The following is a 25,185-nucleotide window of genomic DNA, read 5'->3' on the forward strand; positions in this document are numbered from 1 at the left end:
TCAGAAAGCGGCAGATTGCCAGTGCCACATGGACAGCTTCTAAAAATTACCCTTTACATACAGTCGGTTACGGAAAAAATTCGAAATTATCGCCATTCATGTCATTTCCCTGTTGCATTCAAAAATCAGTTGGGCCATATAGCCCCCGTCGCCGCAAGCGAGCGACCCACGGTTCAGCGAACTACCCCGAACCGATGGAATGATGAGCGGGTGTAGCTCAGGGGTAGAGCACAACCTTGCCAAGGTTGGGGTCGAGGGTTCGAATCCCTTCGCCCGCTCCATTCTCTCTCAACTAGAGAGAATAGAAGACGAATTTTCCAGATGAACCTTAGCAAACCAATTTGACCAAACAGCCGAATTGCGCTGAATGATGCGTATCAAGCCCACATCCCATGTGGCTCGTGACCGCTGATTTTCAGGAGTATGCTTTGTCTGGTGGATTGGCTCATGCCGAACTGATTGCCGTTCTTGCCGCCGTGACCGGCGATGAGCCGCGCGTGATGACCATTCGTTCCGGCAATACCCTTCCCTCCGGCCCTTTTGAGCTGGCGCATCGCAGCCTTCAGGCTGGCCTTCGCGAATGGGTTGGCGACCAGACTGGCCATCCTGTTGGCTATCTTGAACAGCTCTATACCTTTGCGGACCGCGACCGCACGCCGGATGAAGCACAATCTCGCACCATTTCCATTAGCTATCTCGGTCTTGTGCGCGAACAGGCGGCACCGGGAGCGGGAAAACCCGGCTGGCATGGGTGGTATGAGTATTTTCCCTGGGAGGACCATCGCAAAGGAGAGCCGGAGGTATTGGCAACAATTCTTACCAGCCTGAAGGATTGGTCAAAGCGGGATGCGCTGCGACGGGAGCACCGCCAGCGGCGAATCGATTTCACATTCGGCCAGAATGATTCCCCGTGGAATGAGGATCTTATTCTCCACCGCTACGAGCTGATGTTTGAAGCCGGGCTGGTGGAGGAGGCGAGCGGCGACCCCCTGCCCCAAACCGGACGCGCCATGTTTGCCGATCATCGACGCATTCTCGCCACCGGCATTGCGCGGCTTCGGGCAAAAATCAAATATCGCCCTGTCGTGTTCGAACTGATGCCCGAGAGCTTCACGCTCTTGCAATTGCAGCGCACTGTGGAGGCTTTGGCGGGGCTGACACTGCATAAACCGAACTTCCGCCGCCTGATCGATTCGCACCAATTGATCGAGGAGACGGGGGAGATGACCGGCGAAACCGGCGGCCGCCCTGCGAAGCTTTTCCGTTACCGCCATGCCGTTCTGGAAGAACGTGCCTTTTCCGGATCAAAGCTGCCTCTTTCCCGCAATTGACATAAACTCTGATTGAGAATATGTCTTTGACTACCATATACTCAAATCGAGTATAAAAGGAGGTTCGCATGAATTCCGTCGTTCCCGCTTTAACCCTCTACGATCGTGTCAGCCGCATCATGTCGAAGGCGGAGTGGATGTCGCATGAGGCCGATGTCGAGGCCATTCTGCGACTGAAGCATGAGAAAAATGCCGTCATTCTTGCCCACAATTACCAAACACCTGAAATTTTCCACGGCGTGGCCGATATTGTTGGCGATAGTCTGGCGCTGGCGCGAAAAGCCATGGATGTGGATGCGGACATCATCGTTCTGGCTGGCGTCCATTTCATGGCCGAGACAGCGAAGCTGCTGAACCCCTCCAAGACCGTGCTGATCCCTGACATGGAGGCCGGTTGCTCGCTGGCCGAATCCATCACGCCAGAGGATATAGCCCTGCTGCGTGCCGCCCATCCGGGCGTCCCGGTCGTCACCTATGTCAACACATCGGCTGCGGTGAAGGCGGCATCGGATATCTGCTGCACCTCCGGCAATGCCAAGGAAGTTGTCGAATCGCTCGGCGTGCCGAAGGTGCTGATGATCCCGGATGAATATCTGGCGCAGAACGTGGCACGAGAGACGCATGTGGAGCTGATTGCCTGGAAGGGCCATTGCGAGGTTCACCAGCTTTTCACGCCGCAGGACATTCGCGATTTGCGGGACGCCCATCCCGGCGTGATTGTTCTGGCGCACCCGGAATGCCCGCCAGACGTGGTGCTGGAGGCTGATTTCTCCGGCTCAACGGCTGTCATGTCCGATTTCGTGGCGACCCAAAAGCCGCCGCGCGTGGTGCTTTTGACCGAATGCAGCATGAGCGACAATGTGGCTGCCAACCACCCGGATGTGGATTTCGTGCGGCCCTGCAATCTTTGCCCGCATATGAAACGCATCACGCTTTCCAACATCCGCAAGGCATTGGAAGACGGCACGCATGAAGTGACCGTTGACCCGGCAGTAGCGGACAAAGCCCGTATCGCCGTTGAACGTATGTTGGCTGTAAAATGAACGCTCACCTTACATCAAACGCCCCTGTCGTCATCATCGGCAGCGGGTTGGCAGGGCTTACTGCTGCCCTTTCCCTTGCCCCTTTGCCCGTGTTTCTCATCACGCGCAGCGGGTTGGGGGAGGAAACCTCCAGCGCCTGGGCGCAAGGTGGCATTGCCGCCGCCATGGGCGCGGATGACAACCCGCAACTGCACCTTGCCGATACGCTGGCGGCTGGAGATGGGCTGGTGGATGAGGCCGCTGCCAAAGGCATTCTGGACCAAGCTTCCCACGCCGTTCATTGGCTGGAGGCGCAGGGTGTGCGATTTGATCGCACAGCAGATGGCACGCTGGCGCTTGGCCTTGAAGCCGCCCATAGCCGCCGCCGCATTGTTCATGGCAAGGGCGATGCATCCGGTGCGACAATCATCAAGGCGCTGACGGAGCGGGTGACGGCCACGCCTTCCATCTCGGTTCTTGCCGGCACGCAAGCCAGGTGCCTCATCGTTCGGGATGGGCGCATCGTAGGTGTTTCGCTGGAGCGGGAGGGCCAGAGCTTTGCGCTTGCGGCCCGCGCCGTGGTGCTGGCGACGGGTGGCGTGGGCGGGCTGTTTGAAGCCACCACCAATCCGCAAGGCAATTTCGGCCACGGCATCGCGCTTGCCGCACGGGCTGGCGCAGTGCTTGCGGATATGGAATTCGTGCAGTTTCACCCCACGGCGCTAGCATCTTCCCGCACGCCGCTGGCGCTGATCAGCGAAGCGGTGCGGGGTGAAGGTGCACACCTCATCAACAATCTGGGTGAGCGCTTCATGGTGGACGTTTCCGGCCAGGAACTGGCCCCACGCGATATCGTGGCGCGCGCCATCAGCGCGGAAATTGCACGCGGGCGGCAGGTGTTTCTCGATGCGCGTCCGGCACTGGGCCAACATTTCAGCACGCGCTTCCCCAGCATTTCCGCCCTTTGCCGCGAAGCGGGCGTGAACCCGGAAAGCGAACCGATCCCCGTTCGCCCTGCTGTTCACTACCACATGGGCGGGGTTGCGACGGACATCAATGGCCGCACCAGCGTGGAAGGGTTGTGGGCTGTGGGCGAAGTCGCTTGTACCGGCCTGCACGGTGCCAATCGGCTGGCCAGCAACTCGCTGCTGGAAGCAACCGTGATGGGACGGCTGGCGGCGCAGGATATCGCAGGACAGACGCTGAGCGGTGGAGCGACGTTCGGAACCTCAAAGTCGTTCGCCAAACCATCCGCTGCAAGCGTTCGCCGCCTTGTGTCAAACGCGCTTGGCGTTTTGCGCGATGCCGAGGCGATCAGGCAGTTGATCGCCGCCTTGCGACCGCTGGTGGAGCAGAATTCACCCGCTGCCGACCCGGCTCTGGTAGGGCTGTCCATCGCGAGTTTCGCGCTGCTGCGGGAGGAATCACGCGGCGCCCATGCGCGCACCGATTATCCGGCAAAGGCTGAGACAGTAAGCCGCCGGCGCATGACGATGCAGCAAATTCTTCAATTCGCGGATGAGCTGGGAGAAACCCCGCTTGCCCGCAGTGCATGAGGTGCGTTCACGATGTCGCTCATTCCTCTGCCCCGCCCTATTCTTGAACCCGCAGTGCGGCTTGCGCTACACGAAGATTTGGGCTCTGCGGGCGACATTACCTCCGCCGCCGTCGTGCCACGTGAGCATCGCTCCACCCTCGTTTTCCGCGCCCGCCAACCGGGATGTCTGGCAGGGCAGGATGTGGCAGCGCTTGCTTTTGAACTGATCGACCCCACGATCCGCATGACCCACCACATTCAGGATGGCGAACGGCTGGAACCCGGCGCAATCATTGCGACTGTGGAAGGCCCCTCGCACGCGCTTTTGACGGCGGAGCGAACGGCGCTGAACTTCATGGGCCATCTCTCCGGTATTACGAGTGTCACCCGCTCCATCGTGGATGCCATTTCCGGCACGAAGGCGAAACTCGCCTGCACCCGCAAGACAACGCCGGGGCTTCGCGCCCTGGAAAAATATGCCGTGCGGGCGGGCGGCGGCATCAACCATCGCTTTGCGCTCTATGATGCCATCCTGATTAAAGACAATCACATCGCGATTGCAGGCGGCATTCAAACCGCCATTCGCCGCGCCAAGGCCGCCGCCGGCCACATGGTGAAAATCGAGGTGGAAGTGGACACGCTCGACCAGTTGCGCGAGGCGATGGAAGAAGGCGTGGATGCCGTGCTTCTCGACAATATGACCCCGGACCGGTTGCGCGAAGCTGTGAGCATCGTACACGGCAGAGCGCTGACCGAAGCCTCCGGCGGCATAACCCCTCAAACCGCCCGCGCCATTGCCGAAAGCGGCGTCGATCTGCTCTCCGTGGGCTGGATCACCCACAGCGCCCCGGTGCTGGATATCGGGCTGGATTGGGAGGCGAATGGGTGAGGCAACTCACCCTTTCTTCGCCTGATCATGGTGCCATTTGATGGCGTAGAACATGCCGACCCCGAGCACGAGGATTTTCAGCGGGAAGAAAACGAAGGGAAACCAATCCCACATATCAGACGACTGCATGTGTATCACTCAGCACTGTTTAAGTTCGTGTGAGCAGTAGCTGGAAAGCAGCGCAGGCGACATCGGCCATCTTGACGCAGATCAAGTTTGGGTTGGGAGTTTGGGGATTCCTAAGTTTTGTGGGCTGGCCCACATGGGTTTCAGTAAGACTGACTTGGCTGGAAAGCGCCAATTGGGGTCATCCAAAAAGATGGAGCAGCCGCCAGTTGAGAATGCTGACAACCAACCCGGCCAAAGCGCCAAGCGGTGTGAATACCAATACCCCGATTGGGCCTGCGAGTTCATAGCCGAGCCAGCCACCGAGGATCAGCCCGATTGTGCTTAAAATGAACGTGATTGCTTTGTGCAATTTTCTCATGGCACAAGTGTAATCGTCGCAAATGTCGGGATCAATTACCGCTTCGGGCCGAAAGCGGGCACTCCCCTTCCTCCCCCATCATCCCCCCGCCCTTGGCCCGACATAGCGGGATTGGGGGCGGATGAGGCGGCCGGTTTGTTCTTGTTCCAGCACATGGGCGGTCCAGCCTGCCATGCGGCCGGCGGCGAAAACATTGGTGAAGCTGGATCTTGGGAAGCCGACGGCTTCGAGAAGAAGTGCGGTGTAGAATTCCACATTGGTCTGGAGGGGGCGGAGCGGCTTTTTCTCCTTCAACAGGGCGAGTGCTGCCTCTTCGACTTTGCCAGCGAAGGCGATGCGATTCGAGCCGTCTTTAAGCGTGGAGACGGCAGCTTTCAACACATCGGCGCGTGGATCGCGCACGCGGTAGATGCGGTGGCCAAAGCCCATAAGCCGTTCGCCCTGCGCCAAGGCATTCTGCAACCATGGCTGAATGCGGGCATCATGGCCAATCGCATCGAGCATATCCAGAACCGGCCCCGGCGCACCGCCATGCAGCGGGCCTTTCAAGGCGCACAGCCCGCCGACCACGGAGGAAAACATTCCGGCTTTTGTGGAGGCAATGACGCGGGCGGCAAAGGTGGAGGCGTTGAAGCCGTGATCGGAAACGGTAACGAGATAGGTATCGAGCGCCTTCACCTGGGCTGGCTGTGGTTCCTCGTTGCGCAGCATGGCGATGAAATCTGCCGCATGGCTGTGAGAAGCATTGGGGGCAACGGGGCTTAAGCCTGCCTCCTGCCGCGCAATGGCTGCGGCAAAGACGGGAACGGCGGCGACCGCCAGAATATGATGTGGCTCCGGTGCTGCATCCGGCAGGGCAGAGAGCAGAAGCCGCAGCGCTTCCACAGGCGCAAGGCCTTTCAGGTGGGGCAAGAGCGGCTGCATGATCTTGAAAGCCTTGGGCCGGGCCTGGCCAAGAGCTGACTTGATGTGCTTTGCGGTGAGAACCTGCGGTGTCTGATCTGCCCAGAGCAGTTCCAGCAGTTGTTCGAAACTCCAATCCGCCAGTTCCGCCAGATGATAGCCGCGAATGATAAGTTCGCCCGCTTGGCCCTCCACATGGCTGAGCATGGTTTCCGCTGCCACCACATCATCAAGGCCGGGGCTTGCAGGCTGGCTGATCAGGTTTGGCTTCGACATGGCAAATCTCCTTCAACATCAAACATTGACAGGAGGATGTTGCAGCGCACATATATCGTCAATCTTGATAAATATAATCAATGTCAGAGATTATGCAGCACAAGGACAAGTTCATCAGCGCGGATCGTGCGGCGGCAGAACTCGGCATTAACCGGGCGACGCTCTATGCCTATGTGAGCCGTGGATTCATTCAAACCAGCGGAGCGGCGGATGACCCGCGGCGAAAGCTTTACAGCGCTCATGACATTGAGGCGTTGAAGAAGCGCAAGAAGGTTGGCCGCCGGCCTGCCCAAGTTGCCGCCACCACGCTGGATTGGGGGCTACCGGTTCTGGAATCCTCTATCACCGAGATTGCAGATGGTGAGCTTCGATACAAAGGCCGCAACGCGCTTGACTTTGCCGAGACGCAGACTCTGGAAGATGTTGCCCGTCTGCTGTGGGATTGCGGAGAGGCTGATCCTTTTGCCGACGAGAAGGCGGCACCGGCGCACTGGCCGCAACCTTTGTTGAATTTGGCGGAACCGCTGCCCCTGACGGAGCGATGCCAAGCGCTTTTGCCGCTGGTGGAGGCAGGCCGGATGACTGCCTGGAAACGTGAGCACAAGCGGCTTTGGCCAAGTGCCGCAGTTTTGTTGCGCGCCGTTGCGGCGGCTTCGATTTCTCAACAGCCAAGTGCGCTGCCGGTTCACCTCTATCTCGCGAACCATTGGGGGCTGGACGAGAGAGGCACGGATTTGATCCGCCGCGCTCTGGTGTTGCAGGCGGATCATGAACTGAACGCATCGGCCTTTGCTGTGCGGGTGGTGGCATCCACTGGCGCATCGCTCGGCGCCTGCATTAATGCGGGCCTCTCTGCACTCAGTGGTCCCATGCACGGTGGCATGACCAGCCTTGTGGAACTGCTATTTGACGAGATGGAGCGCGATGGCAATGCGGAGCGCGTGGTGGAAGAACGCTTGCGCCGTGGCGAAACCATTCCCGGCTTTCACCATCCGCTTTATCCCGGTGGCGATCCGAGAGCCTCTGGCATTCTGCCATTTCTGCCGCCGGATCAGCGGCGAGAGGCGCTGTTGAAGGCGATGCTGGAGACGGCGGGCCAGATGCCCACCTGCGATGTGGCGCTGGTGAGCCTGCGCCGCAGCCTCAACCTGCCGCGCGGAAGTGCCCTTGCCCTTTTTGCCATTGCCCGCACCACAGGCTGGATTGCCCATGCGCTGGAGCAGATGAAGGACGAGAAGCTGATCCGTCCCCGCGCCCGCTATGTGGGTGTTTGAAAAAAATCGTCCTTGATGCGGAATAAATTTTAGCGCCGCTCCGTATACTGGGGCATGAGCGACAAGAGAAACCCGTTCGATGTTCTGAACCAGCTGGCAACGCTTCGGCGTTACGCCCGTTCGCTCGTTCGCAATGCGGATGACGCGGAAGATCTGGTTCACGATGCGCTGGTGAAAGCCTATGAGCGCAAGAGCACGTTTCGCACGGGCGGCAACCTGCGCAACTGGCTGCTCTCCATCGTTCATAACACCCACATTGACCGGCTGCGCCGCCAGAAATCCAGCGACAACCGCCACCATGCGGCAGCAGAGGTTTCAGAAACCGCGCATCACCCGGACCCGGATCAATCGATCCGCCTGAAACAGTTGCGGGAGGCCTTTTTTGCCCTGCCGGAAGAACAGCGCGATGCGCTGCATCTGGTGGCGATTGAAGGGCTTTCCTATTCGGAAGCGGCGGCAGCCCTTTCCATTCCCGTCGGCACGCTGATGTCGCGTATTTCGCGCGCGCGCCAGCGCTTGCGCGAATTTGAGGAAAGCGGGCGCAAGCCGCTGGATGCCAACCATCTCAAAGTCATTGAAGGAGGGCGCGATGAACCCCGTTGACCCGATCCAGACCTCCGATATCGAGGCCTATGTGGATGATCAGCTGGATGCCAGCCGCCGTATTGAGGTGGAGGCTTATCTCTCTGAAAACCCGGAGATTGCCGCACGCGTGATGGCGGATCTGGCCATCAAGGGCGAGCTTCGTCTCGCGCTTGCCGATAGCCACCATCATGGCCGGGCCGATACGCGGGAAGCCGCACGCCGCCTTCAGGCTGCCTTGTCTCGCGGGGCTTACTTGCGCCCGCTACAGAGGCTGGCCGCCACGGTGGCGCTGGTAGCGGCGGGCTGGATGCTGAGCAATCTTTACGGCCCGCTCACGGTATCGCGCGTTGAAGCCTCGACACCGGCACCCGCCTTCGTGGAGGAGGCAATCCGTGCCCATAGCACGACAGCGCTTCGGGAGAGCATGAGTTCGCAAGGCTCATCCCGCTTCGATGCGGCGGAAATTCGCTCGGCAACGGCGATTGTCGTTCCACAGATCCCGAAGGACTGGAAGGTCAGCGACGTGCAGATTTTCCCATCCGCTTTCGGACCAAGCGTGGAAATGTCGCTGCTGGATGAAGGCCAGACAAAGCTTTCGCTGTTTGCCGTGCGCCCAGGCTTCTTTGCCGTGCAGCCGGTCACGCAGGCCCGGGAAGGCGCTGTGGAAGCCTCATACTGGCAGATTGGCGAGGTTGCCTACGCGCTGGTTTCAGAACGGCAGAATGCCCCGCAGCTTCGTGAAGAAGCGGAGCGTTTGGCCCGTTCTCTCTATTAATCACCCTTAACCTAACAGGAGTACGCCATGAATCCGCGTTTCGGATACAATTCGGCAGTCCAGTCCCAGGCCGCATTTGACGAGGGACTGCGCCAGCACATGCTGCGCGTTTACAACTATATGGGCCTTGGCCTGATCATCACCGGCATCGTTGCCTTCATCGTGGGCACGACGCCTGCCCTTTATGTGCCGATCTTCTCCAGCCCGCTGAAGTGGGTGGTGATGCTGGCACCGCTGGCCTTTGTCTTCTTCTTCTCGTTCAAGATCCAGACAATGTCAGCCTCCACCGCGCAGATGACCTTCTGGGCCTTCTGCGGCGTGATGGGCCTTTCGCTCGCCTCGGTCTTTCTCGTCTACACAGGCACGAGCATCGCCCGCACCTTCTTCATTGCCGCCACCATGTTCGGCGCAACCAGCCTTTATGGCTACGTGACGAAGCGTGATCTCGCGAAATTCGGCTCCTTCCTGATCATGGGTCTGATCGGTGTGATGATCGCCTCGATCGTCAACATCTTCCTTGGCTCCAGCGCCCTGCAGTTCGCCGTATCGGTGATCGGTATCGTGGTCTTCGTCGGCCTGACCGCCTGGGATACCCAGAACATCAAGGAACAGTATGCAGAGAACTTCGATCAGGAGAGCCAGCAGAAGCTTGCCGTCTTCGGTGCGCTGTCGCTGTACCTCAACTTCGTCAACATCTTCCAGCTTCTGCTGAGCCTGACCGGCCAGCGCGAAGAGTAAACAGTCCAACCGAACCCCAAGGAGGAATTCATCGATGGACTACAACGACCGCCAGGCGATCGAGGGGCTTTTCGGCAAGCTCTCCCATGTGGAGAGCCAGTCGGGACCGCGCGATGCGGAAGCGGATGCCTTCATTCGTGATCGCATCGCCAGCCAGCCAGGAGCCCCTTACTTTATGGCGCAGACGATCGTTGTGCAGGAGCAGGCGCTGAACGATGCGCAGAGACGGATAGAGGAACTGGAGTACCAGCTTTCCTCCCGCCCGGCATCTGGTGGCGGTTTCTTCTCCAGCCTGTTTGGCAGCGGAACGCAGCCAGCACGCCCCGCACCGCAAACACAAGGTCCACAGGGCATGATGCCCAATGGCCCGCAGGCAGGCCCGCGCAACCCATGGGGCGCACAGCCCCAGCAGGCACAGGGCTTTGGCCACGCACAGCCAGCCCGTGGCGGCGGCTTTCTGGCCGGTGCGGCCCAAACGGCCATGGGCGTGGCCGGTGGCGTGCTGCTCGGCAATGCGATTGCGGGAATGCTGGGCGGTGACGAAGCCCAGGCGGCCGAAACGCCCGCGGAAGAACCCGTGGACGACGGCGGCATGGATGAAGATATGCAGTTCTGATCATTGATGATCGACGAATAGGGGGCGCTCAAACCCGTTTTGAGCGCCCCGTTTTCATGAATACCTCATAAAGTTGCAATGAAATGGCCACCTTTGGATGGCAAGACTTCTTCCATCATCAACCAGCCGTTCGCGGCTCATTGAGAATTTCATGGCCCTTCCAGAACCTTCGCCAGTCTTTTCGGATGCCGACAGTGAGCGAGGTCCTGAACCGGAGCGGCCAAGCAGCTTCTCCCATATTTTGCGCGAATTGGCGGACGATGCCTCCCGCGATAGGATCGCCGTCAGCGACCTGTTGCTAGCAATGAAGGATCGCGCTTTTGGAGCGCTGATCTTCATCTTTGCCATGCCGAACACGATCCCCACGCCGCCGGGAACCTCTGCCATTCTGGGCATTCCACTGGTGTTCCTCAGCCTTCAAATGGCGCTTGGAAGAAAGCCGTGGCTGCCGCAACTCATTGCGAAACGCTCAATGCTGCGGTCCGATTTCGCGGGAATGGTCGGTAAGATCGAACCATGGATTGCCAAGGCAGAGCGCATGCTGAAGCCCCGCCTCTCCGCGCTCTCTTCCCCCGGCATGGAAAAGGCTATCGGCGTTTTCTGCCTGGTCCTGTCGATCATTCTGGCACTGCCCATTCCGCTCGGCAACATGCTGCCGGCGGTAGCTCTTTGCATCATGGCCTTCGGCATTCTGGAAAAAGACGGGCTGTGGGTATTGCTTGGCATCGGCTTAGGCATCGTCTCCCTCTTCCTCGTGGCAGGCGTGATCTACGCCATCTTCAAGGCGATCCTGTTTTTTGCCGCCTCGATCTTCACCTGATTACAAGGCGAAGGATGAAAGACGCTGACCCAGCGCGCTGATGCCTTCGACATCTGCATTGGCGAAGGCAAAACGCAGATAACTTTCCTGCCCCTCACCGAAGTAGCTGCCAGGAATGCAGGAAACGCCCACATTTTTCGCCAGTGCCTCCGCCACCTCTGCTGAGGACTTTCCCTCATAAGGATGGCGAATGAAGGCGAAGTAAGCGCCAATGGCGTCTAGCTGCCAGCCCGGAAGCTCAACCATCACGGCTCGCAACGCATCCGCCCGCCGCATGATTTCCTGCCGGTTTTCCTCACGCCAGGATTGGAGACGTGGGATGGCCTCTGCCACAGCAGTCTGTGCTGCCCGTGGTGCGCAGATTTGCAGGTTATCCATGATCTTGGCGACCTGGCGCACAAAGTCGGGACCTGCCGTGATGGCACCCAGCCGATGCCCCGGAATGCAGAAGCTCTTGGAGAAGCTGTAGAGCGAGGCTATGTGATCCTGCCAGTCCGGCTGGGAAAACAGTGAATGCGGCCGCGCTTCAGCATCGGGTAGAAAATCGCGATAGGTCTCATCCAGAATAAGCCAGATACCGTGGCTCTGGCAGAGGTCTGCAATCTCTTCCAACAATGCAGGGGGATAGACCGCGCCTGTTGGGTTATTGGGCGACACGAGTGCTAAGGCCTTGACCTTGGGGGTGATGGCGCCTGCGATATCCTCCACTCTTGGCAGAAAGCCGCGTTCTGCCGAACAGGCCACAAGCCTTGTGCCAATGCCGAGCATGGCAAGGGTCGTCTGATGGTTGAAGTAGTAGGGGTTGGTCATCAAGACGGCATCGCCAGCACCTGCCACCGCCATGACGGCGCAGATGAAAGCCTGATTGCAGCCAGACGTGATATGAACGTTTTCCGCCGTCAGCGCAGCCGAGTAGACACCTGCCAAATGGGCGGCATAGGCGGCTCGCAAGACCGCCTCCCCTTCAATCGGGCCATAGCCGGTGGATGCGCGCGAAGAAGCAGCCTGACCCAAGAGTTCGAGCATTTGCGGATGTGGAGGATAGCCTGGAACCGCCTGCGACAGGTCGATAAGCGATCCCATTGCACGATCATAGCTGCGCGCCCATGCCTGAACGGAAGGCACGGGCGGAGGTGAGATACTTTCGATCAGCGGGTTGTAACCGGCCATCGGCGGTCTTCCTGTTCAGCTTTTGCTGAACACGTAATCCGTTTCCTGCCGCAAAACCTCGCCCGAACGCAGGACCGCATTCGGGAAGCCCTGATGATTGATGGCATCCGGCCAGATCTGCGTTTCAAGGCAGAGAGCGGCATAGGGTCCATAGAGCTTATCGGCGAGCCCCGGCACCGTGGGCTTCAGTTTGAAGCCTGCATAAAGCTGAACGCCGGGCTCTGTGGTGCGAACTTCAAGCGACACGCCGGAATTGACACTGCGCACGAGCGCAATGGAGCGCTTCTCCGTGCGCTCCGTGGACAGGCAGTAATTATGATCGAACTCCACCTGATGGCCCTTGCCATCATCGCGGCGGATTGGGCCCAGCTGGCGCAGATCCATCGGCGTGCCTTCAACGGCAATCTGCTTGCCGGTCGGCACCTGATGCTCATCCAGTTCGAGATAATGATCGGCGGCAATCATGATATCATGGCCGAGGATATCGTCACGGCCATCGAGGTTGAAATAGGTGTGTTGGCAGATATTGGCGAGCGTTGGCTGATCCGTCACGCTCTCATAGAGAACGTTCAGAACGCCGTCATCCTTCAGCTCGTAGGTGGCCGTGACCGTGCAATTACCCGGATAGCCGCCGCGACCATCCGTATCCGTCACCTGAAGGATCACCTTGTTTGGCGAATGCGCGATGATGGTCCAATTGGTTTTGGCAAGGCCATCACTTCCGCCATGCAGATGCGTGTTGCCTTCCTGGTTCAGATCCACCTGATAGCTCTTGCCATCCAGCGTGAATTGACCCTTGCCAATACGGTTGGCCACGCGGCCCGGCGTCGCGCCAAAGTAAGAGGAATATTTCGGATAATCCTCGAAATTCTTGAAGCCCAGAACCAGAGGCGCATCATGCCCTTCCAGACGCAGATCCTGAATGACGGCACCCCAGGTAATGACATGCGCTGTGAGCCCACCGCCGGAAATCTTAACCCGGTAGACGGTTTCGCCCTTGGGTGTGGTGCCGAAAATCTCGCCTTGCGTCGTCATGCCTGTCTTCCTGTCATGCTTTGAAACCGGGCGGCAAACTGCGCCATTTTCGAATGCACTGCAATGCGCAAAAGCGGCTTTTAAAGCACGTTGCGGCTCGTCAGTCTCATGCCACGCGCTTCAAATAGCTGGTTTAGCGCATGTCGTTATCGCAAAACCGCTGCACACCTTTGCGCGACATGCTTTAGACCGTTCCGATCTTGTCCAGATCATAATGCGTGGTCTGGTAGATCTCGTTGATCCAGTTGCCGAAGAACAGATGCGCGTGGCTGCGCCAGCGGTTCTGCGGCGTCAGCGCCACGTCATTGTGCGGGAAGTAATTGTGCGGCATCTTGATCGGCACGCCCGAATTCACATCGCGGAAATATTCATCCGCCAGCGAGGTGGAATCATATTCGACGTGATTGAACATATAGAGCCGGTTGCACTTTTTCTCATGCACCAGGCACACGCCCATTTCTTCCGATTCCATCAGGATCTCAAGGCCCGGCACCTTCTCGATATCGGCGCGACGAACCTCGGTCCAGCGAGACACAGGGACCTGGAAATCATCGGAGAAGCCGTTCAGGTAGATGGATGACGGGCAGAGATTGCGGTGGCGATAAACTCCGAAGGCCTTCGCCTTCAACTCATGCTTTGGCACTTTATGGAAGTGATAGATGGCAGCCATTGCCCCCCAGCACACATTCAGCGTGGAGTGGACATTGGTGGCGGTCCAATTAAAGATCTGCTGCATCTCATCCCAGTAGGTGACTTCCTCGTAGGGAAGAAGCTCCACCGGCGCGCCTGTGATGATGAAGCCATCGAACTTGCGATGCTTCACTTCTTCCCAGGTATTGTAGAAGGAGAGAAGATGTTCTTCCGACGTGTTCTTCGCCTTGTGCCCACCGACGCGCACCAGCGAAAGCTCCACTTGCAGCGGCGATGCGCCCACGAGACGCGCCATCTGCACTTCCGTCTTGATCTTGTTCGGCATCAGGTTCAGCAGACCGATTTGCAGCGGGCGGATATCCTGGCGCACGGCGACCGTTTCGGTCATGACCCGCACGCCTTCGCTGACCAAAGTTTCAAAGGCAGGCAGGGTATCTGGAATCTTGATCGGCATGGTTCGAACTCGACAAACAAAAAAACCGGTCACAACGGACCGGTTTCATACCCGGTCTTTTTAGCCACTTGTTTAACGTGGCTGCAAGCCGACCGGCCAAATCACCACGATGAGAATTCTAAATAGGCGCTTCTTCCCAATACGTCAATCAGACCGAGGGAAGGTCGTGTGGTCATCACACCTCACACGACCAAAGCGCTTTATCACCAGTCAGCGATTATCCCCTGAAACACCCACAAAGCCAAGTCAACCACGCACGCAAGTGCTTTGCTTCGCGGGGCCGAATAGGCTATGGGCTGGCGCATGAGCACACCGACCTTTTCCATTCTGCTTGGCGGCAACATTACCGTCACCGATAGACTTCGCGCCGTGACCAGCGGCAGCCGTGTGATTGCGGCCGATAGCGGCATTCGCCATGCGCAACCGCTAGGCTTGACGCCGGAAATCTGGGTGGGTGATTTCGATTCCAGTGATGATGCGCTCAAAGCCGCCTATCCGAAGGTGGAGCGTCGCGCCTACCCCGTTTCCAAGGCAGCGACCGATGGCGAGATTGCCATTGCGGAGGCGATTTCTCGCGGGGCGGAACGCTTGATCCTGGTGGGTGCTCTGGGTGGCGAACGGTCGGACCATGTGTTGCAGCATTATCTTTCGGCTCTCAGCCTCGCGGAAGATAATTTCGAAGTGATGCTGACCTCCGGCGATGAAGAGGCCTTTCCGCTGTGCAATGATGGCGGCATGGAACTGGACCTGCCGAAAGGCGCGCTGTTTTCCGTGCTTGGCTTCACGGCGCTGGAGGGACTTTCAATCCGCAATGCCCGCTACCCGCTGAAGAATTTCAAATTGACCTTCGGTTCATCGCGCACCATTTCCAACGTAGCGGAAGGCGTGATCTCCGTAACCCTGTCGAAAGGCCGTGCCCTGCTCTTGGCCCGCCCTTACGACCGCAGCGGAGCTTGAATCATGGCACCTCCAATTCTTAAACTCGACGATATTCGCCTCAGCTTCGGCGGCACGCCGCTTCTGGACGGAGCCAACATGCAGGTGGAACCGGGTGACCGCATCTGCCTTGTCGGCCGCAATGGCTCTGGCAAATCCACGCTGATGAAAATTGCGGCGGGTCTGGTCGAAGCCCAATCGGGCGAGGTGTTCCGCCACCCCTCCTCCACCATCCGCTATCTGGAGCAGGCCCCGGATTTTGGCGGCTTCACCACGGTGCAGGCCTATTGCGAAGCGGGCCTTGGACCGGGCGACGACCCCTACCGTGTGACCTACCTCTTGAACCACCTGGGCCTGACCGGACAGGAAGACCCGAAGCGCCTTTCCGGCGGCGAGGCCCGCCGCGCGGCTCTCGCGCGGGTGATGGCACCTGAGCCAGACATTCTGATGCTGGATGAGCCGACCAACCATCTGGACCTGCCGACAATCGAATGGCTGGAAGGCGAATTGCAAAAGAGCCGCAGCGCACTGGTCCTGATTTCGCACGATCGCCGCTTTCTGGAAAAGGTTTCGACCGCTGTCGTCTGGCTGGATCGCGGCCTTTCCCGCCGCTTGGATCGCGGCTTTGGCCATTTCGAAGCATGGCGTGATGAAGTGCTGGAAGCTGAAGAGATCGAGCAGCACAAGCTGGGACGCCAGATTGAGCGAGAAGAACACTGGCTTCGCTATGGCGTTTCGGCCCGCCGCAAGCGCAATATGCGCCGTCTGGGCGAGTTGCAAAATCTACGTGCCGACTATCGCGGCCATCGTGGTCCGCAGGGCACCATTCAGGCAGCGGTGAGCGAAGGCCGCGAAAGCGGCAAGCTGGTGATCGAGGCGGAAGCCATTACCAAGAGCTATGGCGAGCGCCAGATCGTCGCGCCCTTCTCGCTTCGCGTCCACCGTGGAGATTGCATCGGCCTTGTGGGCCCGAATGGTGCTGGCAAGACGACGCTTCTTAAAATGCTGACAGGCCAGCTGGAGCCGGATTCCGGGACCATAAAGCTCGGCACCAATCTGGAAATCGCAACGCTGGATCAGAAGCGCGAAGACCTGAACCCGGAAGACTCGCTCAGCCATTACCTGACAGATGGACGGGGGGAGAGCCTGCTGGTGAATGGCGAGCAGCGCCATGTTGCGGGCTATATGAAGGACTTCCTATTCCAGCCGGAGCAGATGCGCACTCCAATCCGCAACCTTTCCGGTGGTGAACGGGCGCGCCTGATTTTGGCGCGGATCATGGCAAAGCCCTCCAACCTGCTGATCCTCGACGAGCCGACCAACGATCTGGATATCGAAACGCTGGACCTGTTGCAGGAAATTGTCGCGGGCTACAGTGGCACCGTCATCCTTGTCAGCCACGACCGTGACTTTCTCGACCGCACGGTCACCTCCACCATTGCACCGGCAAACCCGGATGCACCGGATGGACGCTGGATTGAATATGCCGGTGGCTATACGGACATGATGGCGCAGCGCCGCGGCGCACAGGAGGAAAAGAAAAAGGCCGAGCGTGAAAAGGTAAAGTCCGAAATCGCTTCTGCTCCTGCACAGTCCAGAAACCAATCCAAGCTTTCCTACAAGCAGAAATTCGCGCTCGAAAATCTGCCCAAGGAGATGGAAAAGATTGAGAAGGACATTGCCGCTCGCGAGGCCAAAATGGCTGATCCGAACCTCTTCACCAAGGACCCCACTTCCTTCAACCGCATTGCTGCAGAACTGGAAGGTTTGCGCAATAAACTGACTGCGATGGAGGAAGAATGGCTCGAACTGGAAATGCTGCGTGAGCAACTTGAGGGGTAGAAGCGGTCTTCTACAGCCTTAAGTAATTGTTTGGATTAACGTTCCGTTAGTATTCACCAGCATCAACTAAAACCGGAACAATTCCCAAATTGGCACGTTCGGGACTTTGATGGCAGGACATGATGTTACTGCTGATCAGGTTTCAACGAAGGGGATGGTCCCATGTCGACTCAAGTTATGCGTCGTCGGCTGGAAGATGCAGCCATGAATCAAAGAGTTCTGATCGTCGAAGACGAGTTTTTGATCGCTCTCGATATCGCCGAAACGGTGGAAGAAATGGGCCTGAAAGTGAGCGGCTTTGCCAGTGCAAGGGAGCATGCTTTGCGGCTTGCGCCCACGGCTGATATTGCGTTCGTGGATGTCAATCTTTCCGATGGCGCGACGGGGCCCTCCATCGGTCGCGAATTGGCGGAACGGTTCGGTATTACCGTCGTGTTCATGACGGCCAATCCTGAGCAGCTTGCTGGACACGATGCTGCGACGCTTGGGGTGCTGACCAAACCTGTGATGCCACACATTTTGCAGGAAACCGTGGCCTATGCCGTTGCCAATCGGCTGGGTGGCATTGCTGCCGTTCCCTATCAGCTGCGCGCACTGGCCGCGAACCAGTAAAGGGCAGCTTGATACCTGCCGCTTGCCAAGAACAGCGGCTCTGATTACACATCTGCTAGCTCTAACGGGGTGCCACGAGAGTGGCTGAGAGGCTGAGGAGACCCAGCCAACCCGCGGAACCTGATCCGGCTAACACCGGCGGAGGGATTAGACGGCATCCATCGACGCCTATTCCCAAGTTTTAAGATGTTTGGAGGCGTTGAACCATGAAGTCCCTGCAAATTTCTCTGGCCGCACTTTCCGTGCTCCTTGCCGCGGGCTCTGCCCATGCGCAGGACAAGAAGAGCCTGACGGTCTACACCTATGAGAGCTTCCTCTCTGACTGGGGACCGGGACCGAAGGTGAAGGCCGCCTTTGAGAAAACTTGCGACTGCACGGTGAATTTCGTGGGCGTGGCGGATGGCGTCGCCCTTCTGACGCGTCTCAAGCTGGAAGGCCAGACCTCCAAGGCAGATGTGGCGCTAGGGCTTGATACCAATCTGATCGAAGAAGCAAAACAGACCGGCCTGTTCGAAGAGCACGGCATAGATACATCAGCTGCCAAAATCCCAGGCGGCTTCACGGACAGCACGTTCGTTCCCTATGATTACGGCCACTTCGCAGTGGTTTACGACAGCGATACACTCAAGAATGTACCCAAGAGCCTGAAGGAACTGGTTGAAGGCGATGCCTCCCAGAAGATCGTGATTGAAGATCCCCGCACCTCTACACCCGGCCTCGGCCTGCTATTGTGGGTGAAATCTGTCTACGGCGACAAGGCACCTGAGGCCTGGGGCAGGTTGAAGAACCGCGTTTTGACTGTGACCCCCGGCTGGTCGGAAGCTTACGGCCTCTTCACCAAGGGTGAAGCGCCCATGGTTCTTTCCTATATTACTTCGCCAGCCTATCACATGGTGGAGGAAAAGACGGATCGATACAAAGCCGCGAAGTTCGAGGAAGGTCATTACATTCAGATCGAAGTGGCAGGCGCACTCAAATCCTCGCAGAACAAGGACCTTGCGCGAAAATTCCTGGCTTTCACGCTATCGCCTGAGTTCCAGACCATCATTCCAACCACCAACTGGATGATGCCAGCGGCTGCCACGAAAGACCCTCTGCCTGACGCTTTCTCGAAACTGCCGGACGTGGGCAAGACCTTTCTTATGTCACCGGAAGAGGTGGCAAAGAACCGGCAGGGTTGGATAAGGGAATGGCTGAGTGCCATGAGCATGAAGTGAGGCTAAACGGAGGATGCTGACGAAACGCCAGCAGCGAAATGGCCTTGGCTTAGGAATTGCAACACTGGCAGGGCTTTCGCTGGCTATCCTGGTGCCTGTTTTAACGCTGTTGGGCGCGGCTGCTCCCTCAAGCGGACTGCTGTTTGATGACTACACCATCGGCATTCTCCGTTTTACTTTGCTTCAGGCCGTGCTTTCCACGGCTTTGTCCATCCTGTTCGGTGTTCCGGTGGCACTGGCACTGGCACGGCAGACACGCTTTTCCGGACGCATCTGGCTCATTCGGCTGATGGCAGTTCCCATGGGTCTGCCTGTGTTGATCGGCGCTCTAGGGCTGATTGGGATTTTCGGTCGCCAGGGTGTCTTCAACCAAATGCTGGCGGAGCTTGGTATTCGCCAGCCGATCAGCATTTACGGGTTGAGCGGAATTCTGATTGCCCATGTTTTCTTCAACCTGCCGCTGGCTGCGCGGCTGCTGCTGGCGACACTGGAGCGGCTGCCCCAGGAATATTGGCGCTTGAGCGCCAGCCTTGGCATGTCCAGCTGGAGCATCTTCAGGCTGATTGAGCTTCCCATCCTCATGCGCAGCATGGCGGGCGCGGCGGGTCTGATTTTCATGCTCTGCGCCACGAGCTTTACCCTGGTTCTGGTTTTGGGTGGCGGACCGGCGGCGACAACGCTGGAAGTGGCAATCTATCAATCCCTGCGGTTTGATTTTGACCCGCCTCGCGCCGTTGCGCTTTCCATGCTGCAAATCGGCCTGACCGTGATTGTGCTTACTGCGCTCTCCCTGCTTCCGAAAGCGGAGGATGACCGAGTTGGCGAAGGCCGCCGTCTGCGCCGCTTCGATGGAACCGCTGTCAAGAATAGAGCGTGGGACGGGCTGGTCATCCTGCTGGCGAGCCTGTTTCTGCTGCTGCCTCTCGGGGCGATTTTAGTGCGCGGGTTGAATGCAGACCTCGTGCGGCTTGCCTCATCCTCATCCTTCCATCAGGCCTTGGCAACGAGCCTTATCATCGCGCTGATGGCGGGGTTGATGTCTGTTTTTACGGCCTTCGCCATCTTGCGGGCTCAAGCAGCCATTCGCGATATCGGCAGCAAGCGCTGGTCTCACCACACCTTGAATTTGGCGCTGTCCAGCCTGTCCTCGCTTGTGCTTCTGGTGCCTCCGGTGGTGCTGGGAACCGGCTGGTTTTTGCTTGCCAGAAGCCTTGGCGAGGTAAACCGGCTCGCGCCCTTCATGATTGCTGCGATCAACATGCTGATGGCGTTGCCTTTCGTGATCCGCGTGCTGGAGCCAGCTTATCGCGCTCATCTGGCCCAGACCGATCGCCTCAGCGCAAGCCTTGGCCTTGTCGGCATCACCAGATTGCGGATCGTGGATTGGCCGATTTTGCGAAAACCATTTCTCATGGCGCTTTCCTTTGCCATGGCTCTATCGTTGGGAGATCTGGGTGCCGTTGCTCTCTTTGGCTCGCAGGATCTCGTGACACTGCCTTGGCTGGTTTACAGCAGCATGGGAAGCTATCGTACCAACGATGCCGATGGACTGGCCTTGGCGCTGGGCCTGGTGTGCCTCGCCCTCACTCTTCTGGGCACAACGAACTCCGGGGAGTGGCGGCGTGACAAACACAATGGTTGAATTACGCGCTACCCGGCTTCGGCTGGGCGACAAGAATTTCGCCTTCGATTGCAAGATCGAGAAAGGCCGTATAACCGCGATTGTCGGACCCTCCGGTTCAGGTAAATCGACCCTGCTCAACCTGATTGCGGGCTTCGAGACGCCATCTGAAGGTGCTGTTTTCATTGATGACAAGGATGTGACCACGCTTCACCCGGCAGAACGCCCCGTATCTATCGTGTTTCAAGATAACAATCTCTTTGCCCATCTGGATGTGGCGACGAATGTCGCACTTGGCCTTAACCCGGCGCTGAAACTAAACGAAGCGGATTGGCACGCCGTGGCAGCCGCGTTGAGCCGAGTGGGCCTTGGCGAGTTGGGCAATCGCAAACCTGGCACGCTTTCCGGTGGAGAGCGACAACGCGCCACCTTTGCCCGCGCCCTTGTGCGGCGAAAGCCGGTACTGTTACTGGATGAACCATTCGCCTCACTGGATAGTGATCTGCGTCAGCGGATGGCGGACCTGCTTGCCGACTTGCATCAGGAGACAGGCCAGACCATTATTTTAGTAAGTCATAATGCGGATGATGTGGGACGCCTGGGAGCCCGTGCTATAACTGTTCAGGACGGCAGGATTAGCGCCGCTTAGTGGGCGATGCGGACGTGGCAAGAGCTTCCGCCACATTTTAGACGTTCATCAGTGCAATGCCGCATTGCAGAAAAAAGCGGAATGATGCTTGCTTGCACCTGCTATTCCTTTCTGGAACAGTTATGGTTCATGTGAGTGATCTGGCCATCCGCGATGAACGCAGGAGATCGCGGCCAACGTGGATGCCGCAGGATGCGCCGGATGGCGGGCTTGGAAGAATGATAATTCCGACTGGACGTGATGATAACGCCGGCAAGATGAATGTTGGCACGGTGAATGGCATGAGCCGCCCAGCACGGCGACGCGCCTCCTTGCGCGCCCCAGCGCGGCGGCGCGCCCACTTACGCATCATGTCGAGCCTGCTTGCCGCTGCCATTGTTCTGAGCGGCTGCCAGTCGATCATTGACCAGACCTATACCGCCGACCTCAAGCCTTCGACCAATCCGCAAATTGTCGATACGGTTCAGAAAAACGATCCCCGCGCTGCCATGGGTGCGCGCGAACATCCGCGTATCGTGGCGAGCTATGGCGGCGAATATCACGACGCCAAGACAGAGCGATTGGTGGCGCGAATTGCCGGTGCGCTGACGGCTGTCTCGGAAAACCCGAACCAATCCTATCGCATCACCATCCTCAACTCTCCGGCCATCAACGCGTTTGCTCTGCCCGGCGGCTATCTGTACGTCACTCGTGGATTGCTGGCTCTTGCCAATGACGCCTCGGAAGTGGCGGCGGTTCTGAGCCACGAAATGGGCCACGTGACCGCAAATCACGGCATCGAGCGCCAGAAGCGCGAAGAAGCAGAAGTGATTGCAAGCCGTGTCGTGGCTGAAGTTCTCTCCAGCGATCTGGCGGGCAAGCAGGCCTTGGCTCGCGGAAAGCTGCGCCTTGCCGCCTTCTCGCGCCAGCAGGAATTGCAGGCCGATGTTATTGGCGTGCGCATGCTGGGTGAAGCCGGTTACGACCCCTATGCCGCGGCCCGCTTCCTGGATTCCATGGCCGCCTATGCGCGCTTCTCCTCCGTCGATCCGGAAAACGACCAGAGCCTCGACTTCCTCTCCAGCCACCCGAACGCGCCGCAGCGCGTGGAACTGGCGCGCCAGCACGCCCGCGCCTTCGGGCAGGAAGGAAGCGTTGGCGATCGGGGTCGCGACTATTACCTGACCGGCATTGACGGGCTGCTTTATGGTGACAGCCCGGAAGAAGGCTATGTGCGGGATCAAACCTTCCTGCATGGTGGCCTCGGCATTCGATTCGATGTACCGCCGGGCTTCCGCATTGATAACAAGGCTGAGGCCGTGCTGGCGACGGGGCCAGATGAGACGGCAATCCGCTTCGATGGCGTGGAAGCGCCTGCAAACCAAAGCCTCACAAACTATCTGACGAGCGGCTGGGTGGCAGGCTTGCTGCCAGACACGGTGCAGGAAACGACCGTTAACGGCATGCCAGCGGCAACAGCAAAGGCATCGGCAGAGCGGTGGGATTTTGACGTAACAGTCGTGCGCATGGACAAGCGGATTTTCCGCTTCCTGACCGCCGTGCCAAAGGGTAACACCACACTACAGGCCACAGCAGAAACGCTGCGCAACAGCTTCCGCAAGATGACACCGCAGGAAGCGGCGAGCCTAAAACCCCTGCGCGTTCGCGTGCTGACTGCACAGCCGGGCGATACGATCACCACACTTTCCGCCCGCATGATGGGCACAGACCGTAAGCTCGATCTCTTCCGGCTCATCAATGCGCTGCCGACGGGTGCCGCTATCTCACCCGGTCAGCGGGTGAAGATCATTTCGGATTGAAGCAAGGCGTCAAGCCCGTTCTGTATACACAGCATATAGCGTAGTGCGGTATACGGCCACTCGACGACTAATCTTGGCTTATCAATTGACAGATTGTATACAGTCAGCCACTCTTCCTTATCAGGAGGAGAACTGATCATGTCTAAGCCAACCTTTCCCATGAATGCCTGGTACGCTGCTGCCTATGATGTGGAGCTGAAGCATGCGCTTCTGCCGCGCACTATCTGCAACAAACCTGTTGTGCTGTATCGCAAGAAAAATGGCACGCCAGTCGCGCTCGCGGATGCCTGTTGGCACAGGCTCGTGCCGCTATCGCTCGGGCGCCTGGAAGGCGACAATGTGATTTGTGGCTACCACGGCCTTGAATTTGATGAGACAGGTCGGTGTGTATACATGCCCTCACAGGAAACGATTAATCCTTCGGCTTGCGTGAAATCCTACCCGATTGCCGAAAAGCACCGCTTCATCTGGATCTGGCCGGGCGATCCGGCGCTGGCAGACCCATCGCTCATCCCTGACCTGCACTGGAACCAGCACCCGGATTGGGCAGCCGACGGCAAGCTGATCGAGGTGAAATGCGATTACCGGCTCGTGGTTGATAACCTGATGGACCTGACCCACGAAACCTTTGTTCACGGCTCCTCCATCGGCAACCGCGAGGTGGCAGAAGCGCCCTTCCAATCAAGCCATTCCGACCGCTTCGCCTACATCACCCGCTGGATGGACAACATCGATCCACCACCTTTTTGGGCTAAGCAATATGGCCGCCCCGGCAAGGTGGATCGCTGGCAGATCATTCGGTTTGAGGCTCCTTGCACCGTCACCATCGATGTGGGCGTGGCCGAAGCCGGAACCGGTGCCAAGGATGGTGACCGATCAAAGGGTGTCAACGGCTTTGTGCTGAACACAATCACCCCCGCAACGGACAAGACCTGTCTTTATTTCTGGGCCTTCGCCCGCAATTATGATCTTGGCAACCAGGCGCGTACCCATGAATTGCGTGAAGGCGTGGCAGGCGTTTTCCGGGAGGACGAAGTGGTGCTGGAAGCACAGCAGCGAGCTATCGATGCCAATCCCGATCACACCTTCTACAATCTCAACATCGATGCGGGCTCCATGTGGGCGCGCAAGCTCATCGACAGAATGATCGATGCGGAGACACGTCCACACGCCGTTGCTGCGGAGTAATATGGTGGGCTTGGAAACTGAACGTGAACCGAAGCAGCAAAGTGCCAAGGCGCTGCTGGCACTGCGCGATCTCGTCCTGACGGGCGAGATCGAACCGGGGGAGCGGCTGTCAGAGGTAGCTTTGGCGCAGCGCCTCAACGTGTCTCGCACGCCGCTTCGCAGTGCCCTGCAGCGGCTGGAGCAGGAAGGGCTGGTAGCGCTGATACCATCTGGTGGCTATGCGGTTCGCTCCTTCAGCAAGCAGGAGGTCATGGATGCTATTGAGCTTCGAGGTGTCCTGGAGGGGACTGCGGCCAGATTGGCCGCTGAGCGCAGCGTAAAACCCGCTCAACTTCGCAAGCTTGAGGACGTAGCAAGACAGCTCGACCTCGTGATGCAGGCAGATGCGCATGAGATGGATTTCGAACGTTACGAAGTGCTGAATGGGGAGTTTCACCGCCTGCTCTGGAGCCTTTGCGAAAGCGAGCTTTTGTTGCGGGAAATAGAGCGGATGACAAGCCTGCCCTTCGCCAGCCCCAACGCCTTTGTGAATCCACGTGCGGACATACCAGCGTTCCACCGAACACTGATCGTAGCGCAGATGCAGCATAAGGCCATCGTATCAGCCATTTCACTGAAGGAAGGATCGCGCGCTGAAGCTGTGGCGCGAGAACATGCGCGGCTTGCGCGGCAAAATCTAGATTTCGTGGTGGAGGAGCAGCCCGATCTGCGCAGAAAAGTGATGGCTCTGACCCTGATGTCGGGCTGAGAAGAACGAC

At 58.4% G+C, this 25,185-nt stretch carries 24 protein-coding genes, 1 tRNA gene and 2 riboswitches; of the genes, 20 read left to right on the top strand and 5 right to left on the bottom strand.

The annotated features are described in order from the left end of the window. Positions 1–206: 206 nt before the first annotated feature. The 5 genes from AC0JZ1_RS19385 to nadC all read left to right on the top strand — a co-directional run bounded on the left by AC0JZ1_RS19385 (position 207) and on the right by nadC (position 4,779). Positions 207–281, top strand: a tRNA-Gly gene (locus AC0JZ1_RS19385). A gap of 111 nt (positions 282–392) precedes the next feature. Then, positions 393–1,331, top strand: coding sequence for an NUDIX hydrolase (locus tag AC0JZ1_RS19390; RefSeq protein WP_471884078.1), 939 nt, complete (start codon positions 393–395; stop codon positions 1,329–1,331). 68 nt (positions 1,332–1,399) lie between these two features. Further along, on the top strand, positions 1,400–2,374 hold the full coding sequence (gene nadA / locus AC0JZ1_RS19395; RefSeq protein WP_471884079.1) for a quinolinate synthase NadA: 975 nt from the start codon (positions 1,400–1,402) through the stop codon (positions 2,372–2,374). After that, entirely contained in the window at positions 2,371–3,909 is a 1,539-nt protein-coding gene (locus AC0JZ1_RS19400; RefSeq protein WP_471884080.1) for an L-aspartate oxidase, read from the top strand. The genes nadA and AC0JZ1_RS19400 overlap by 4 nt, the downstream gene beginning before the upstream one ends. A gap of 12 nt (positions 3,910–3,921) precedes the next feature. Then, complete coding sequence (gene nadC, locus AC0JZ1_RS19405) at positions 3,922–4,779, top strand: carboxylating nicotinate-nucleotide diphosphorylase (RefSeq protein WP_471884081.1); 858 nt, start codon at positions 3,922–3,924, stop codon at positions 4,777–4,779. Positions 4,780–4,785: 6 nt separating this feature from the next. On the opposite strand, the gene AC0JZ1_RS19410 is transcribed toward nadC, so the two are convergent. Next, positions 4,786–4,908, bottom strand: coding sequence for a hypothetical protein (locus AC0JZ1_RS19410; RefSeq protein WP_471884191.1), 123 nt, complete (start codon positions 4,906–4,908; stop codon positions 4,786–4,788). 436 nt (positions 4,909–5,344) lie between these two features. After that, on the bottom strand, positions 5,345–6,445 hold the full coding sequence (locus AC0JZ1_RS19415) for a citrate synthase/methylcitrate synthase (RefSeq protein ID WP_471884082.1): 1,101 nt from the start codon (positions 6,443–6,445) through the stop codon (positions 5,345–5,347). 80 nt (positions 6,446–6,525) lie between these two features. Between AC0JZ1_RS19415 and AC0JZ1_RS19420 the strand changes: the two genes are divergently transcribed. The 6 genes from AC0JZ1_RS19420 (at position 6,526) to AC0JZ1_RS19445 (ending at position 11,253) form a co-directional block, all read left to right on the top strand. Continuing rightward, positions 6,526–7,719, top strand: coding sequence for a citrate/2-methylcitrate synthase (locus AC0JZ1_RS19420; RefSeq protein WP_471884083.1), 1,194 nt, complete (start codon positions 6,526–6,528; stop codon positions 7,717–7,719). 54 nt (positions 7,720–7,773) lie between these two features. Further along, complete coding sequence (locus tag AC0JZ1_RS19425; protein WP_471884084.1) at positions 7,774–8,322, top strand: sigma-70 family RNA polymerase sigma factor; 549 nt, start codon at positions 7,774–7,776, stop codon at positions 8,320–8,322. Continuing rightward, positions 8,309–9,079, top strand: coding sequence for an anti-sigma factor family protein (locus AC0JZ1_RS19430; RefSeq protein ID WP_471884085.1), 771 nt, complete (start codon positions 8,309–8,311; stop codon positions 9,077–9,079). The genes AC0JZ1_RS19425 and AC0JZ1_RS19430 overlap by 14 nt, the downstream gene beginning before the upstream one ends. A gap of 27 nt (positions 9,080–9,106) precedes the next feature. After that, positions 9,107–9,817 (top strand): Bax inhibitor-1/YccA family protein, encoded by a 711-nt coding sequence (locus AC0JZ1_RS19435; protein WP_471884086.1) that lies wholly within the window; start codon positions 9,107–9,109, stop codon positions 9,815–9,817. Between the two features lie 34 nt (positions 9,818–9,851). Then, positions 9,852–10,433 carry a DUF2076 domain-containing protein gene (locus AC0JZ1_RS19440; RefSeq protein ID WP_471884087.1) on the top strand — a complete coding sequence of 194 codons (582 nt, stop codon included), beginning with the start codon at positions 9,852–9,854 and terminating at the stop codon, positions 10,431–10,433. A gap of 151 nt (positions 10,434–10,584) precedes the next feature. Further along, the gene (locus AC0JZ1_RS19445) at positions 10,585–11,253 is read left to right on the top strand and encodes an exopolysaccharide biosynthesis protein (RefSeq protein WP_471884088.1); all 669 of its coding nucleotides are present in this window, start codon (positions 10,585–10,587) and stop codon (positions 11,251–11,253) included. Here AC0JZ1_RS19445 and AC0JZ1_RS19450 read toward each other — a convergent pair whose 3' ends face one another. From AC0JZ1_RS19450 to metA, 3 genes are all read right to left on the bottom strand, one after another. Further along, the gene (locus AC0JZ1_RS19450; RefSeq protein ID WP_471884089.1) at positions 11,254–12,423 is read right to left on the bottom strand and encodes an aminotransferase; all 1,170 of its coding nucleotides are present in this window, start codon (positions 12,421–12,423) and stop codon (positions 11,254–11,256) included. A 15-nt stretch (positions 12,424–12,438) separates the two neighbouring features. Next, the gene (locus tag AC0JZ1_RS19455) at positions 12,439–13,458 is read right to left on the bottom strand and encodes an aldose epimerase family protein (RefSeq protein ID WP_471884090.1); all 1,020 of its coding nucleotides are present in this window, start codon (positions 13,456–13,458) and stop codon (positions 12,439–12,441) included. Between the two features lie 184 nt (positions 13,459–13,642). Next, positions 13,643–14,563: a homoserine O-acetyltransferase MetA gene (gene metA, locus AC0JZ1_RS19460; protein WP_471884091.1), complete on the bottom strand. Its 921-nt coding sequence runs from the start codon at positions 14,561–14,563 to the stop codon at positions 13,643–13,645. A 39-nt stretch (positions 14,564–14,602) separates the two neighbouring features. After that, positions 14,603–14,681, bottom strand: a riboswitch (SAM riboswitch). A gap of 185 nt (positions 14,682–14,866) precedes the next feature. Here metA and AC0JZ1_RS19465 point away from each other — a divergent pair. The 9 genes from AC0JZ1_RS19465 (at position 14,867) to AC0JZ1_RS19505 (ending at position 25,175) form a co-directional block, all read left to right on the top strand. Next, on the top strand, positions 14,867–15,520 hold the full coding sequence (locus AC0JZ1_RS19465) for a thiamine diphosphokinase (RefSeq protein ID WP_471884092.1): 654 nt from the start codon (positions 14,867–14,869) through the stop codon (positions 15,518–15,520). Positions 15,521–15,523: 3 nt separating this feature from the next. After that, positions 15,524–17,341, top strand: coding sequence for an ABC-F family ATP-binding cassette domain-containing protein (locus AC0JZ1_RS19470; RefSeq protein WP_471884093.1), 1,818 nt, complete (start codon positions 15,524–15,526; stop codon positions 17,339–17,341). A 162-nt stretch (positions 17,342–17,503) separates the two neighbouring features. Beyond that, entirely contained in the window at positions 17,504–17,953 is a 450-nt protein-coding gene (locus AC0JZ1_RS19475) for a response regulator (protein ID WP_471884094.1), read from the top strand. Between the two features lie 55 nt (positions 17,954–18,008). After that, a riboswitch (TPP riboswitch) is annotated at positions 18,009–18,117 on the top strand. Between the two features lie 42 nt (positions 18,118–18,159). Then, positions 18,160–19,170, top strand: a complete 1,011-nt coding sequence (gene thiB, locus AC0JZ1_RS19480; protein ID WP_471884095.1) for a thiamine ABC transporter substrate binding subunit — start codon at positions 18,160–18,162, stop codon at positions 19,168–19,170. A 13-nt stretch (positions 19,171–19,183) separates the two neighbouring features. After that, positions 19,184–20,812 carry a thiamine/thiamine pyrophosphate ABC transporter permease gene (gene thiP / locus AC0JZ1_RS19485; RefSeq protein WP_471884096.1) on the top strand — a complete coding sequence of 543 codons (1,629 nt, stop codon included), beginning with the start codon at positions 19,184–19,186 and terminating at the stop codon, positions 20,810–20,812. Next, positions 20,793–21,440 carry a thiamine ABC transporter ATP-binding protein gene (locus AC0JZ1_RS19490; protein ID WP_471884097.1) on the top strand — a complete coding sequence of 216 codons (648 nt, stop codon included), beginning with the start codon at positions 20,793–20,795 and terminating at the stop codon, positions 21,438–21,440. Before thiP ends, AC0JZ1_RS19490 begins: the two co-directional genes overlap by 20 nt. Positions 21,441–21,697: 257 nt before the next feature. Continuing rightward, the gene (locus tag AC0JZ1_RS19495; RefSeq protein WP_471884188.1) at positions 21,698–23,239 is read left to right on the top strand and encodes a M48 family metalloprotease; all 1,542 of its coding nucleotides are present in this window, start codon (positions 21,698–21,700) and stop codon (positions 23,237–23,239) included. A 138-nt stretch (positions 23,240–23,377) separates the two neighbouring features. Beyond that, a complete protein-coding gene (locus AC0JZ1_RS19500) occupies positions 23,378–24,427 on the top strand; it encodes an aromatic ring-hydroxylating dioxygenase subunit alpha (protein WP_471884098.1) in 1,050 nt (349 codons plus the stop codon). 10 nt (positions 24,428–24,437) lie between these two features. After that, a complete protein-coding gene (locus tag AC0JZ1_RS19505) occupies positions 24,438–25,175 on the top strand; it encodes a GntR family transcriptional regulator (RefSeq protein ID WP_471884099.1) in 738 nt (245 codons plus the stop codon). The last annotated feature ends 10 nt before the right edge of the window (positions 25,176–25,185 follow it).

The organism is Affinirhizobium capsici (genome assembly GCF_977018625.1).

Excerpts from the sequence above, each read along its gene's own strand:
- AC0JZ1_RS19390 (WP_471884078.1), top strand. The coding sequence starts at position 393 with ATGTGGCTCGTGACCGCTGATTTTCAGGAGTATGCTTTGTCTGGTGGA.
- nadA (WP_471884079.1), top strand. The coding sequence starts at position 1,400 with ATGAATTCCGTCGTTCCCGCTTTAACCCTCTACGATCGTGTCAGCCGC.
- AC0JZ1_RS19400 (WP_471884080.1), top strand. The coding sequence starts at position 2,371 with ATGAACGCTCACCTTACATCAAACGCCCCTGTCGTCATCATCGGCAGC.
- nadC (WP_471884081.1), top strand. The coding sequence starts at position 3,922 with ATGTCGCTCATTCCTCTGCCCCGCCCTATTCTTGAACCCGCAGTGCGG.
- AC0JZ1_RS19410 (WP_471884191.1), bottom strand. The coding sequence starts at position 4,908 with ATGCAGTCGTCTGATATGTGGGATTGGTTTCCCTTCGTTTTCTTCCCG.
- AC0JZ1_RS19415 (WP_471884082.1), bottom strand. The coding sequence starts at position 6,445 with ATGTCGAAGCCAAACCTGATCAGCCAGCCTGCAAGCCCCGGCCTTGAT.
- AC0JZ1_RS19420 (WP_471884083.1), top strand. The coding sequence starts at position 6,526 with ATGTCAGAGATTATGCAGCACAAGGACAAGTTCATCAGCGCGGATCGT.
- AC0JZ1_RS19425 (WP_471884084.1), top strand. The coding sequence starts at position 7,774 with ATGAGCGACAAGAGAAACCCGTTCGATGTTCTGAACCAGCTGGCAACG.
- AC0JZ1_RS19430 (WP_471884085.1), top strand. The coding sequence starts at position 8,309 with ATGAACCCCGTTGACCCGATCCAGACCTCCGATATCGAGGCCTATGTG.
- AC0JZ1_RS19435 (WP_471884086.1), top strand. The coding sequence starts at position 9,107 with ATGAATCCGCGTTTCGGATACAATTCGGCAGTCCAGTCCCAGGCCGCA.
- AC0JZ1_RS19440 (WP_471884087.1), top strand. The coding sequence starts at position 9,852 with ATGGACTACAACGACCGCCAGGCGATCGAGGGGCTTTTCGGCAAGCTC.
- AC0JZ1_RS19445 (WP_471884088.1), top strand. The coding sequence starts at position 10,585 with ATGGCCCTTCCAGAACCTTCGCCAGTCTTTTCGGATGCCGACAGTGAG.
- AC0JZ1_RS19450 (WP_471884089.1), bottom strand. The coding sequence starts at position 12,423 with ATGGCCGGTTACAACCCGCTGATCGAAAGTATCTCACCTCCGCCCGTG.
- AC0JZ1_RS19455 (WP_471884090.1), bottom strand. The coding sequence starts at position 13,458 with ATGACGACGCAAGGCGAGATTTTCGGCACCACACCCAAGGGCGAAACC.
- metA (WP_471884091.1), bottom strand. The coding sequence starts at position 14,563 with ATGCCGATCAAGATTCCAGATACCCTGCCTGCCTTTGAAACTTTGGTC.
- AC0JZ1_RS19465 (WP_471884092.1), top strand. The coding sequence starts at position 14,867 with ATGAGCACACCGACCTTTTCCATTCTGCTTGGCGGCAACATTACCGTC.
- AC0JZ1_RS19470 (WP_471884093.1), top strand. The coding sequence starts at position 15,524 with ATGGCACCTCCAATTCTTAAACTCGACGATATTCGCCTCAGCTTCGGC.
- AC0JZ1_RS19475 (WP_471884094.1), top strand. The coding sequence starts at position 17,504 with ATGTCGACTCAAGTTATGCGTCGTCGGCTGGAAGATGCAGCCATGAAT.
- thiB (WP_471884095.1), top strand. The coding sequence starts at position 18,160 with ATGAAGTCCCTGCAAATTTCTCTGGCCGCACTTTCCGTGCTCCTTGCC.
- thiP (WP_471884096.1), top strand. The coding sequence starts at position 19,184 with ATGCTGACGAAACGCCAGCAGCGAAATGGCCTTGGCTTAGGAATTGCA.
- AC0JZ1_RS19495 (WP_471884188.1), top strand. The coding sequence starts at position 21,698 with ATGAATGTTGGCACGGTGAATGGCATGAGCCGCCCAGCACGGCGACGC.
- AC0JZ1_RS19500 (WP_471884098.1), top strand. The coding sequence starts at position 23,378 with ATGTCTAAGCCAACCTTTCCCATGAATGCCTGGTACGCTGCTGCCTAT.